The sequence below is a fragment of the Kitasatospora sp. NPDC058063 genome (assembly GCF_042885395.1).
Taxonomy (GTDB): domain Bacteria; phylum Actinomycetota; class Actinomycetes; order Streptomycetales; family Streptomycetaceae; genus Kitasatospora; species Kitasatospora lactacystinica.
In genome coordinates this window covers 209,684-222,002 of the sequence record NZ_JBHVSD010000005.1, presented here as the reverse complement: position 1 = coordinate 222,002, position 12,319 = coordinate 209,684, and the positions used below count along the sequence as shown (strand labels likewise).

The window sequence follows — 12,319 nt, the reverse complement described above, 5'->3', positions numbered from 1 at the left end:
CAGGAGCACGCACGCCGCGCACCGGTTTGCCGCTGAAACCGCCCATCCGGGCGATGTGCAGCGGACCACCGATCGCCGCATCGGCCTCGTGGATCCGGATGTCGGCGCCGGCCTGCCGCACAGCGGTGACCAGCCCGATGCGGTCCAGGTGGCCGTGCGTGAGCAGCACCGCCCGGACATCGCGCAGCGACCGGCCCGAGCGGGCCGGCCGCTGCCGCAGTTGCCCCGGATGACCGGGGAGTCCGGCGTCCACCAGCACCAAGCCGTCGGGCCGGTCGACCGGAGAGAAGTGACCATGTCGTCGCCAAGGCGTTCGACCGACGGAGCGACCTGCCGGGCCCGCTCGGGCCGCGCGCGAGGAGGCATGTTCCCTCCCCGGCGCATATCGACATGTCGATGGCGGTTCGCTGTCATCGGATTCTTCCTCAGGGGCGTGCTCCGTGCCATCGGCACAGGGGCGTACGGCGCCCCGAACCGAAGGCGGGCCCGTGACCGCACCGCGTGGCAAACGCGCACCGGGAGCGACGCCCGCCGCGTCCGGCAGCGCGGCCTCCGGCCCGGGGTTACGGTCGGAGGGCCGACGACCGAGGGCTGACGGAACCGGCGCCGGGCCCGGTCGGGCCGGACCACCCGACCCGTACTCGCGGTCCGGAATCCGGCCCGGAATCCGGTTCGGACCCGGACATCCGGGCAGCCGCCCGGTGTCCCATCCGTCGAAGCCCAGGACCCGGAAAGGGGAACGAGCCCATGACCACACCCGACGACCACGGAACGCAGCCGGACGAGGCGACGCAGGAACGGTCCGCCGAGGAACGCGCGATCACGGCCCCGACCCCGGCGGACGTCCGGGCGAAGGCCGAGGGCCGGGTCGGAGCCCGGGAGCGCTCGGCCGAGGAGCGATCCATCAGTGCGCCCACCCCGGCCGACGTGCGGCGGAAGGCGAAGCCGGGCGAGGACGAGGAGCCGGAGCCGCCCGCGGCGGACACCGTGGCGCCGTGAGGCTCCGCACGATCACGCGGTGATCACCCGGCGACCCGCGAGCCCCACCCCACCCGCCAGCCCAGCCCCGCCCCGCGACCGTGCGCCGGGGCGGGGCTTCACTGTGCGGGCCCGGGGCGGTGGGCGACCACCCGCTCCCCCGACCGGGAAACCACCCGGGTGGGGGATCACGCCGGGCAACGCGGTTGCGTTGAGAGACGAGGAATGCACCCCGGGCGCGCGGGTAACCGAGCGCTGCCACCACCGGCCGCCGCGGTCGGGGAAAACCGGGTGCCACCGCCAGAATGGGAGTTCGTCGCATGACTGTCGCCACCTCCTGGTCCACCGCCGTCACCCTGCCCGAGGGCCCGTTCCCCGACGTGGCCGTGGAGGCGCAGCTGCGGTTCGACACGGCGTCGCCGTACGCGGTGTGCCTGGCGTTCCCGCCGCTCGGCGACGACGACGCGGCGCGGTGGACCTTCGCGCGCGAGTTGCTGGACCGGGGCCGGCACGGCCCGGCCGGCCACGGGGACGTGACCGTCGCGCCCGGGCCGGAGGACCGCGTGCTGATCACCCTGCGTTCTCCGGCCGCGCGGGCCGTCATCAGTGTTCCGGCGGCCGTCGTGGCGGCGTTCCTCCTGGACTCCTTCCGCCTGGTGCCGGCCGGCGCCGAGGCCGAGCACCTGGACCTCGACGCCGCCCTCGCCCGCCTGCTCTCCTGACTCCGCCCCGCCCCGCCCCGCCACCGGGACCGGGGCCGCCACCGGGCCGGGCCAAGGGCATGCCTCCCGGCGCGCGGGGTAGGAGGGCGTCACGCGACGGCCCCGGCCCGCCGGTCACCTCCCCCTCGGGTCCGGGCCCGCCGCCGGAACGCGAGGAGAGGAGAAGACCGTGACCACCCCACCGTTCCCGGCCACACCCGACGGCCCCGCCCTGTACGCCGTCGCCGTGCCCGCCCTGGCCCTCGCCGTGCTGCTCATCGGCGCGTTCGCCTGGGGCAGCCACCACCTGAACCGCCGACGGCCGAAGCCGGCCCGCGACGCCCCCGCGTCCCCCGCAGCCCGTGCGGACTCCCGGCACGCTCGGCACGCTCCCGGGCCGGACGACACGCACGCCGGCCACCGGAAGCCCGCGGGCCGCGAGGCCGGCCGGCCCTCGCATCGGCGGGCCCACCGCGCGGCCCCGCCCCGACGGTCTTCGTGAGGGCCAGGGACCGCTACCGGCCGCCCGCCGTCACCAGCGGGCGTGGACCTGCGCCCGGATCCGCCGGTCGTACAGCTCGCGCACGGCGGCCAGAGTGGCCGACGGCAGCGGCGACAGCCCGGCGGCGGCCGCGTTGGCCCGGGCCTGCGCCACGTTGCGGGCGCCGGGGATCACCGTCGTCACGCCCGGCTGCTGGGTGACCCACCGCAGCGCCGTCTGCGCCGCGCTCGCGCCCTCGGGTGCGAGCGCGGCGAACTCCACCGCCGCCTCGACGCCCGTCGCGAAGTCCACCCCGGAGAAGGTCTCCCCCTGGTCGAAGGACTCGCCGTGGCGGTTGTAGGTGCGGTGGTCGTCCGGGCCGAAGACGGTGTGTTCGTCGTACCGGCCCGACAGCAGGCCCGAGGCCAGCGGCACCCGGGCGAGGATTCCCACGCCGGCCGCCTCGGCGGCGGGCAGCACCTGCTCCAGCGGCTTGAGCCGGAACGCGTTCAGGATGATCTGGACGCTCGCGACGTTCGGGCGGGCGATGGCCGTCAGCGCCTCGGCGCAGGTCTCCACGCTCACCCCGTAGGCGGCGATCCGGCCCTCCTCCACCAGGGTGTCCAGGGCGTCGAAGACCTCGTCCGAGGAGTAGACCGGCGTCGGCGGGCAGTGCAGCTGCACCAGGTCGAGCCGCTCCACCCCCAGGTTGTCCCGTGAACGGTCGGCCCAGGCACGGAAGTTGGCGAGGTTGTAGTGCTCGGGCCGCTGCTCGACCCGGCGGCCGAACTTGGTGGCGACGAACACCTCGGCGTCCGGGCGCTCCTTCAGGAAACGGCCGATCAGCCGCTCGCTGCGGCCGTCGCCGTAGACGTCGGCGGTGTCGAAGAGGGTGACGCCGGCCTCCACCGAGGCGTCCAGCACGGCCAGGGCGTCCTCCTCCCGGACGTCCCCCCAGTCCGCGCCGAGCTGCCAGGTACCGAGTCCGACGATCGAGACGGGGCGGCCGGTGCGGCCGAGTACGCGCTGTTCCATGGAGCGAGCCTCTCACGCGGGGCCGTTGGGACCAATCCGCGCCGCGGGCGGCTCCGAACATCCGGGGAGAGGCAGCTGAAGCGGTAGAAGCAATCAGAACACCCGACGGCACCACCTGTGAGGCCCCGCCCGTGACCGTATCGATCGCCCTGTTCACCCAGGACCTGCGGCTGCACGACAACCCCGTGCTGCACGCCGCCCGGTCCGCGGCCGACCGGGTCGTCCCGCTGTTCGTCCTGGACCCGGCCGTCGAGGACGCCGGATTCGCCGCGCCCAACCGGCAGGCGTTCCTGGCCGACTGCCTCGCCGACCTGGACGCCTCGCTGCGCCGGATCGGCTCCCGGCTGATCGTGCGCCGCGGCGAACCCGCCGAGCAGACGGCCCGGGTCGCCGCCGAGGTCGAGGCCGAAGACGCGGCCGAGGGTGCTGCCGGTGGCGGTCCCGCTCCCGTCACCGTGCACATCGCCGCGGGCGTCAGCGCCTTCGCGCACCGGCGGGAGGCCCGGCTGCGCGAGGTGTTCGGCGGGCTTCTGCACGTCCACGACGCCTCGGTGACGGTCGTCCCCGCGGGACGGATCACCCCGGCCGGCCGGGACCACTACGCGGTCTTCACCCCGTACCACCGCGCCTGGCAGCAGGCGCCCCGCCGCACGGTGCTCGGCGCGCCCCGGGCGCTCGACACCCCGGGCGGCATCGGCAGCGAGAACCTGCTGCTCACCGGGCCGCTCTCGCCCGCCCTGCCGCCCGGGGGCGAGAGCGCGGCCAGGGAGCGGTGGCGGCGCTGGGACGTCGACGCCTACGCCCGGGTGCACGACGACCTCGCCGCCGACGCCACCTCCCGGCTCTCCCCGTACCTGCACTTCGGCTGCCTGTCCCCGACCGAACTCGTCGAACGCGCCCTGCGGCACGACGGCGAGGGGGCGCAGGCCTTCGTCCGGCAGCTCGCCTGGCGCGACTTCCACCACCAGGTCCTCGCCGCCCGCCCCGACGCCGCGCACCGCGACTACCGCACCAGGGACGACCGCTGGCACCGGGACGAGCGCGAGGCCGAGGCCTGGCGGCAGGGCCGCACCGGCTACCCGATCGTCGACGCCGGAATGCGCCAGCTCGCCGAAGAGGGCTGGATGCACAACCGGGCCCGCCTGCTGACGGCGGCCTTCCTCGCCAAGTGCCTGTACCTGGACTGGCGGATCGGCGCCGCCCACTTCCTGTCGCTGCTGGTCGACGGCGACGTGGCCGACAACCAGCTCAACTGGCAGTGGGTCGCGGGCACCGGCACCGACACCCGCCCCAACCGGGTGCTCAACCCGCTGCGCCAGGCCGACCGGTACGACCCGGACGGGGCGTACGTGCGGCGCTGGGTGCCCGAACTCGCCCACCTGCCGGGGCCCGCCGTCCACCGCCCCTGGCTGCTCGACCCCGCCCCCGACTACCCGGCGCCGCTCATCGCCCCGGACGCCCTCACCGCCCGCTTCCGCGAGGCCCGGGGCCTGGACTGAGCACGGCCGGGCGCCACCCGGTGGAGGGTGGCGCCCGGCCGCGCGGCCTGCTCGGTGATCAGCCGCGATCAGCTGCGATCAGCCGTGGTCGGCCGGGTTCGGCGATGGCTGCCCCTACGACTGTCAGAGGGCGAGCTTCTGGCAGAGCAGCGCGGACGGCCGCGCCGCCCACAGCTGCCACCAGGGCGTGCTGTAGGCCATGCCCGCGACGACCTCGTCGTCCGCGCACTGGCCCTTGGCGAAGCCGTACGAGAAGTCACCGCCACCGGCCGCGGCCGGACGGTTGTCGCCCTTCTCGAACCAGAGCGTGCGGGTCGAAGCACCCAGCGGGGCGGCGGACTTGGCGCAGAGCGCGCCCATCGTCCGGCCGTTGCGGCTGTACCCGGTCATGACCGAGCCGGCCGGGCACTGGGCCTTGGCGTAGCCCGACGCCCATTCGGTCGTCACGTAAGTGCCGCCGTGGTCGACGACGAACGCGCGGCCGGCGTCCCACAGGCCGGCCTTCGTGACGTCCGTGCAGAGGCCGTTGTCGCCGCCGTAGCTCAGCCCGATCAGCCGGCTGCCGTCCGGGCAGGCGGCCTTGAGGGCGTACGGGTCCCAGTCCGGCCGGGTCGCCAGGTAGGCGGAGTGGTTGTCGTCGAACAGGCTGGCGTTGAGCGAGGTCCAGTCCACCAGCCGTACCGGGGGCTGCCCGACGCTGACCGAGGCGATCGGCCATTCGCGGTGGAAGGCCAGGAAGGGCAGGTCCGACTCCAGGATCGGGGTGCCGAGGATGACGAGCCGGGCCATCAGCGCCCCGTTGATGTCGAGTCCGCCGTAGAGGGCCGCCGAACCGTTGACGTCCGGCGTGGTGCTCGCGCCGTCGAGGACGACCGAGCCGTTGACCACGGCCCGCAGGTACGGCTCGATGGACGCCTTCACGCCGACCGTGTCGTACAGGGCGATCGAGCCCTCGGCGAGCAGGCCGGCCTTCGCCGAGGCGGTGCCCCTGAGGTCGAGGCGCAGCGGGGAGACGGTGGAGTTCCCGGGGTCGGTGGTGGTGGTCCAGCCCGGGCCCTTGACGTAGTCCGAGTGGACGCCCCACTGGCCGTCGTAGGCCTGCTCGGCGTCGAGGCTGACGGTGCCGTCGGCGCTGATGTCGGCCGAGAGGGTGAAGGCCAGGTTGATCACGACGGGCAGCGGGCCGACCATCACCACGGGGCTGGCGCTGTACTTGGCCAGGGGTATCCGGATCGGCCCGGTGCTCGCGGTGAGGTTCGCGCTGACGTGCCAGTCCGCGTGCGCGCCCAGGGTGAAGCCGACCCGGGCCTGCTGGGGGTCGATGACGCCGAGGCCGCCCTGGTAGGAGAAGTCGATGGCCGGACGGAGCGAGACCGAGCCGGACAGCTTCGCCGAACTGCCGTCGGGCAGCGGGACGGTGGCGTTCGCGGTCAGTCCCAGGCTGCCGGACACCGAGCCCTGACCGGAGGTCGCTCCGAAGTCGGTGACGACCTGGACGCCACCGATCTGGGGCTGGACGTCGAAGGTGCTCGGGCTGACGGCGCTGCGCAGGCTGGCGCTGGTGCCGCCGAGCAGTTCGGGGAGGGTGGCCGGGCGGGTGGAGACGACCACCTTCCCGTCCGCGGTCGACTGCGCATCGGTGACGGCGACCAGCGCGCCGTGCGGGGCCGCCGGGGTGGGCGGGCTGTCGATCAGCTGCCCGGGCCGGACAGCTGCCGCGGCGGCGTCCGGGCTCGCGGCCAGGGCGGACGGTGCCTGCGGACCGGTGGTGGCCGGTGCGAGCACGGCTGCGCCGGTGGCCGGGTCGTAGGAGGAGAGCGCGAGGACGGGGGCGGTGGTGGCGGCCGCCGGCGCGCTGCCCTGCGCCGGGGCCGCCACCGTGGCCGCGGCGGTGCCGGACGTCGGGGGCGCCAGCGTCGCCGACGCGCTCGGAGCGGCGGACGGGTCGGACGAAGCCGCCGCCGTGGTCGCGGTGGTTGCGGTGGTTGCGGTGGTGTTCGCGGCGGCCGGTGAGGCCGCCGCTCCGGTCAGGACGGCGCCGCAGAGGAGGAGCACGGTGGTTGTCGCCGCGGCTGACAGCGTCAGCTTGCGCACGGTCACGTGGAGGGTCCCTTCGGGGTCAACGGTGCTGAGGCAGTGGTGACTTGTGGCGGGACGCACAGTCCGGAGCCGTCGCACCGACTCTCGAACCGCCGGGTAACATAGCACTGACCGACAGCGTTGTTGACTGGTTCGGGCGATTCCCGGGTCGCGATCACCGAGACTTCACCGCCCTGGAGCGGGGCCTTCCCCCCTGGTTCACACGGCACTCGGCGACCGGAGCCGAGACGGGCCGACGGAGCGGATCCGGAAGGGTTCATGAAGGGTTCCGGCCGTACCGACCGGCCGTCACCTCCGCCGAACGGCCGCCCCGCTCACGGCCTCCCGCTCACGGCCTCCGGCTCACGGCTTCGCCGGGCGCGGCCAGCCCAGGACGGCACGCACCGTCCCGGCGAGGAGCCACTCCTTGTCCTCGGCGCCGAGCCGGTCGGTCTCCCGCAGGGCGAAGAGCTCGTCGGCCCAGCAGTGGTCGCCGCTGATCATGGTGTGGTCGCTGGCCCACATGACGCGCTCGCGGCCGAAGGCGTCCAGCACGCGCAGTAGTTTGTCGAGCGCGGGCGTGAACGGGTAGTCGCCGGCGTGGAACAGCTCCGGGCCGTGCCCCCACTTGATCATGATGTTCGACTGGTCGGACAGCCGCAGGACGTCCTCGAACTCCTCGTCGTTCACCGGCATTCCGACGTGGTCGAGGACGATCGGGGTGTCGGGATGGGCTTTCGCGTAGGGGCGCAGCAGGTGCCCGTTGCGCGCCGTCATCGCGAAGACGGGCAGGCCGTGGTCGGCGGAGGCGTCGAACACCGGCCCGTAGTCGCCCCGGGCGAGTTCCCTGACGTCCTCGTCCTCGCGTGCCACGATCCGCACCGCCCGGGCGTGCGGCGCATCGGCCACAGCCCTGATGCCGGAGGCGAGTTCGGGGTCCCGGTGGTGGATGCGCAGCAGGTGGCAGAAGCGCTCGGGGTACCGGATCGACGCCATCTCGGCCCCGGGCGCGACGGCGCGGAACGCGCGGGCCCCCGGCAGCGCGATGCCCGGCTCGCCGTGGCCGGTACGGGCCTCGAAGCCCCAGAACTCGTCGATCACCGCCCCCTGGATGCCCAGGGCGTTCATGGCGGCGAGGGTCTCCTCGGCGCTCATGGTGAGGTGGAGGTGGATCTGAGCGTCGACGATGTCCATCGGCATGGGTACGTGCCTTTCGCGAACCCGGCCCGGGCCCGGGGGCGAGGTGCGGCGCCACGGTGCCGGTGTCCGCGCCGGACGTCCTCGCAGCCTCACCGTAGGGAACAACGACGCGGGGACGGCAACGACACTTCGGGACAAGGATCATGAGTCCTGATCATGTCCCGGTGAGGACCCGGTGAGGACCGGGTGCGGACCCGGTGCGGCCCCGATGCGGACCCGGCGGGGCCCGGCGGCGGCGATGCAGGCCCAGGTCGACACCGGGATCAACAGCCGCGCCGCCGCTACCCCGCGGCGCCGCCCGCCCTCCCCCGCCACCGGGCGAGGCTGCCACGGGTGGCCAGGGTGTGGGGGTGCTCCGCGCCCAGCACCCGCGCCTGGTCGGCGAGCACGGCCTCCAGGGCTGCGGCGGCACCCGCGGGATCCCCCGCCTCGCCCCGGCAGTACGCGAGGTTGTGGCGGACCGTCATGGTCTGCGGATGCTCCGGACCGAGCACCCGCGACTCGGTGGCGAGCACTTCTCCGAGCACGGCGGCCGCCCCGGCCGGGTCCCCGGCCCCACGCCGCCAGACGGCGACGGAGGCCAGGGCGCTCCTGGTGTCGGGGTGGTCCGGCCCCAGTGCCCGGACACGGCCCGCGTGGAGCTCCCCGTACGCCTCGGCGGCCCCGGCCGCGTCCCCCGCCTCCCCGCGCGCTTCGGCGAGGTCCTCGCAGGCCTTGAGGGTGTCGGGGTGGTCGGGCCCGTCGAGCTGCCGCAGCTTGGCGTGGAGGTCCTCGTGGACCGCGGCGGAGCCCGCCGTGTCACCGGCGATCCCGAGGCACGAGGCCAGGTGGCCCTGAGTGGTCAGGGTGTCGCGATGGGTCGGGCCGAGCACGCGGGACTTCGCGTCGAGGAGTTCCCCGAAGGCGGCGGCCGCACCCCGGAGGTCGTCCGCCTCCACCCGCCAGTAGGCGAGGTTGGTACGGGAGTGGAGGGTGTCCGGGTGGTCGGGGCCCAGCACCCGCAGCCGGTCGGCCAGCACGCCCTCCAGGGCGGCGGCCGCCCCGGCGGCGTCCCCGGACTTCCCGCGCCAGTGGGCGAGGTCGCTGCGGGCGGTCAGGGTGTCCGGGTGGTCGGGGCCGCTGGTGTCCCGCAGCCTGACGCGGAGCTCCTCGAAGCGCGCGGTCGCCCCCTCGGGGTCCCCGACCGCGCCCAGGGACGCGCCGAGGTGGCGGAGGGCGGCGAGGGTGCCGGGGTGGTCGGCGCCGCTGATCCGGGCCCGGTCCGCGAGGAGTTCCTCGAAGGCGGCGGCCGCGCCCGCGGCGTCGCCCGCCTGCCCGCGCCAGGAGGCGAGGTTGTGCCGGGCGGCGAGGGTGTGCGGGTGGTCGGGACCGTGCGCCCGGAGCTGGACGTCGACCATCCGCTCGAAGGCGGCGACCGCCCCGGCGGCGTCGCCGGTGGCGCCGATCGACCAGGCGAGCCGGTTGCGGACGGCGAGGGTGTCGGGGTGGTCGGGGCCGCTGACCCGGACCAGGTCCGCGAGGATCTCCTCGAACTCGGCGGCCGCACCCGCGGCGTCCCCCGCGTCGTGCCGCGTCGCGGCGAGGTTGTTGCGCGCGACGAGGGTTTGGGGGTGGTCCGCTCCCAGGACCCGCAGCATGTCGCGGAGGAGCGCCTCGAAGGCGGCGATCGCCTCGGCCCGCTCCCCCGCCTTCCCGCGCCACGTGGCCAGGTTGTTCCGGGTGATCAGCGTGTCGGGATGGTCCGCGCCGAGGACCCTCACCTGGTCCGGGAGCAGTTCCTCGAACCCGCTGACCGCCGCTGCGGGGTCACCGGCGTCGCCCCGCCGGCGGGCGAGCTCGCCGCGGACGTCGAGCGTGTGGGGATCGTCCGGCCCGAGCACCCGCAGCATGTCGGGAAGGAGGGCCTCCAGCTCGGCGGTCGCCCCGGAGGTGTCCCCCGCGTCCCCGCGCCAGGCGGCCAGGCCGTTCCGGGCGACCAGGGTGTGGGGGTGGTCCGGGCCGAGGATCCGGACCCGGTCCGCGAGCAGCTCGTCGAACTCGGCCGCCGCCAGCGCGGCGTCGCCGAGCGAGCCGCGACACCGGGCGAGGTTGCCACGCGTGGTCAGGGTGTTGGGGTGGTCGGGGCCCAACAGCCGCACCAGGTCGGGGAGCAGGTCCTCGTACGCGGCCAGCGCTCCGGCCTCGTCACCCGACTGGCCGCGCCAGAGGGCCAGGTTATGGCGGACCGTGAGGACGGTGGGGTGGTCCGGGCCCAGGAGGTGCAGCAGGTCCTGGAGGAGTTCCTGGTACGCGGCGGCCGCGCCTGTGGGGTCGCCGGCCTCGCCGCGGCTGTAGGCGAGGTTGTTGCGCACGGTCATGACCTGCTCGTGGTCGGGACCGAACACGCGGGTCAGATCGCGGAGGAGCTCCTCGTAGGCGGCGACCGCGACCGAGGGGTCGCCGGTCCGGCTCCGCCACAGGGCGAGGTTGTTGCGGGTGGTCAGGGTGTGGCGGTGGTCGGGGCCGTGGACCCGCAGCATGTCCACGAGCAGGTCGGTGTGGCCGGCGACCGCGCCTGCGGTGTTGCCGCAACCACCCTCGCAGGTGGCGAGGTTGCTGCGGGCGGTCAGCGTGTCGCGGTGGTCCGCGCCCAGGTGGCGCGCGGAGTCCTCGGCCACCTGCCGGTAGTGGTCCCGGGCGGCCGCCGCCCGGCCGCTCTGCTCCAGGCTGCGGCCGTGCTGGTGGATCAGCGTGTGGGCGGAGTCGGGTCGGTACAGGGCCTCGCCGGCGTGGCCGATCAGCACGGCGGCGTTGGTGCGCAGCGTGTTCACGAGGACGGTGTCGTGGTCGGTGCCGGGCCAGGAGGCGAGCAGCGCGTCGGCCGCGGTCCGGGCGAGTTCGTCGCGCCGGCCGGGGGTGAGCGACTCGCGGGTGGCGCGCTGGACGAGCCGGTGGACGCGGACCGCGTGGTGGGGCGTCCTGGGCGTGAAGTCGATCAGGCTCAGGCGGTGCAGGGTGCGCAGGGCGTCGACGGCCTGCTCGGCGGTCACCTCGGCGGGTTCTGCGGTCGCATCGGCGGGTCCGGCGCCGTCATACGCGGGTCCGGCGCCGTCGTACGCGGGTTCTGCGCCGTCGTGCGTGGGTTCGGGTTCTACGCCGTCGTCCGCACGGAGCCCCAGGTGGGCCAGGGCGGGCGGGCCGGTGAACACACCGCTCGGAATCCCGCTGGGGGCGAGCACGGCGGCGAGTTGGAGCATGGGCCGCGCCAGCCCCCGAGGGTGCAGCTGGTCGGCGCGTTCGACGGACAGCGACCAGGCGGCGGCGACCGAGATGCGGTAGTCGTCCGCCCGCGCGGATTCGGGGAAGAGGTCGGCCAGGGTGCGGGCACGGTCGGCAAGCCGGGTGCGGTACTCGGCGATGCCGATGTCGGCGGCCTCGACCAGGTAGGCGGAGGCCTGGGACAGGGCCAGCGGGAGGTGACCGAGGTCGGAGGCCAGGCCCCGCAGGTCCTCGGCCGCATCGCCGCGGTCGGCGGGCGCCAGGGTGGCGTGGAGATAGTCGGCGGCCTGTTCGACGGTGAACATGCCGACGGGCACGAGACGCCCGCGTCGGACGAGCTCGGCGTCGCGGCGCCGGGTCGTCACCAGCGTCTGGGATTCGGGGCCGGCCGGCGGCCACAGACCCACGAGGTCCTCGGGGTCGGCGAGATCGTCCAGCACGACCAGCCACCGGCACGACCGGTCCGGCCTGGGGTGCAGCCAGGCCAGGAACTCCTGCGCCGCCCGCTCGCTGTTGCCCGGGTCGGCGCCGAGCAGGTCGGCCGCCGCCCAGGCGTAGGCGTCGACGACCCCCTGACGGGTCGAGGCGTTCACCCAGACCTGCAGGTCCACCCGGCCGTCCCGCCACTGGCGGTTCGCGTGGTCGGCCGCGACCTGGGTCTTGCCCGCCCCTCCGGTCCCCACCAGGACGACGGTCCCCGGATTGGCGAGGGCCTCACGGAGTCCGGCGTCGTCCCTCCCGCGGTCCTGGAAGCAGCCGGCCGTGGAGGGCGGCACATCGATCCGGTGCGGCAGCGGCACGGGCTCGCGCCGCTCCTGCGTGATGTACGCGACTCCGGTGACGGCAACGGAGTTGGCGCCGTTCGCGAACGCGTTGCCGGTGCGCGAGAGCAGCGACGCGCGGACCTCGTCCCCGCCGGACCCGTGGAAACCCGTCACGGCGAACCCGCCGGCCTCGGCCCGCGCATCGCCGGATTCCGTGACCTGTGTCGCCGTCCCCGGGCGCGGATCGCCGGGCTCCGGCAGCGCCGGTTCCCCCGGCGCGGCCGAGCGGCCGCGCCACCACTCCCTGACCTTCTTCACGGCAGG

Annotated in this window: 8 protein-coding genes and 1 pseudogene; 4 read left to right on the top strand and 5 right to left on the bottom strand. The window is 75.1% G+C overall.

Annotated elements, in window-relative coordinates; genetic code table 11:
• Positions 1-139: 139 nt before the first annotated feature.
• Positions 140-253: pseudogene (locus ACFVUY_RS10730) on the bottom strand (MBL fold metallo-hydrolase); the annotation flags it as partial.
• A gap of 494 nt (positions 254-747) precedes the next feature.
• Here ACFVUY_RS10730 and ACFVUY_RS10725 point away from each other — a divergent pair.
• The 3 genes from ACFVUY_RS10725 to ACFVUY_RS10715 all read left to right on the top strand — a co-directional run bounded on the left by ACFVUY_RS10725 (position 748) and on the right by ACFVUY_RS10715 (position 2,181).
• On the top strand, positions 748-999 hold the full coding sequence (locus tag ACFVUY_RS10725) for a hypothetical protein (protein WP_387729037.1): 252 nt from the start codon (positions 748-750) through the stop codon (positions 997-999).
• Positions 1,000-1,298: 299 nt separating this feature from the next.
• Complete coding sequence (locus tag ACFVUY_RS10720) at positions 1,299-1,700, top strand: SsgA family sporulation/cell division regulator (RefSeq protein WP_387729035.1); 402 nt, start codon at positions 1,299-1,301, stop codon at positions 1,698-1,700.
• Between the two features lie 169 nt (positions 1,701-1,869).
• Entirely contained in the window at positions 1,870-2,181 is a 312-nt protein-coding gene (locus ACFVUY_RS10715; protein ID WP_387729033.1) for a hypothetical protein, read from the top strand.
• 30 nt (positions 2,182-2,211) lie between these two features.
• Here the strand turns inward: ACFVUY_RS10715 and ACFVUY_RS10710 are convergent, their stop codons facing one another.
• Entirely contained in the window at positions 2,212-3,195 is a 984-nt protein-coding gene (locus ACFVUY_RS10710) for an aldo/keto reductase (protein WP_387729030.1), read from the bottom strand.
• Between the two features lie 131 nt (positions 3,196-3,326).
• Between ACFVUY_RS10710 and ACFVUY_RS10705 the strand changes: the two genes are divergently transcribed.
• The gene (locus ACFVUY_RS10705; protein ID WP_387729028.1) at positions 3,327-4,694 is read left to right on the top strand and encodes a cryptochrome/photolyase family protein; all 1,368 of its coding nucleotides are present in this window, start codon (positions 3,327-3,329) and stop codon (positions 4,692-4,694) included.
• A 123-nt stretch (positions 4,695-4,817) separates the two neighbouring features.
• On the opposite strand, the gene ACFVUY_RS10700 is transcribed toward ACFVUY_RS10705, so the two are convergent.
• The 3 genes from ACFVUY_RS10700 to ACFVUY_RS10690 form a co-directional block, all read right to left on the bottom strand.
• A complete protein-coding gene (locus ACFVUY_RS10700; RefSeq protein ID WP_387729025.1) occupies positions 4,818-6,794 on the bottom strand; it encodes a hypothetical protein in 1,977 nt (658 codons plus the stop codon).
• Positions 6,795-7,136: 342 nt separating this feature from the next.
• Complete coding sequence (locus ACFVUY_RS10695; protein WP_387729023.1) at positions 7,137-7,973, bottom strand: amidohydrolase family protein; 837 nt, start codon at positions 7,971-7,973, stop codon at positions 7,137-7,139.
• 281 nt (positions 7,974-8,254) lie between these two features.
• The gene (locus tag ACFVUY_RS10690) at positions 8,255-12,313 is read right to left on the bottom strand and encodes a tetratricopeptide repeat protein (protein WP_387729020.1); all 4,059 of its coding nucleotides are present in this window, start codon (positions 12,311-12,313) and stop codon (positions 8,255-8,257) included.
• Positions 12,314-12,319: the final 6 nt, after the last annotated feature.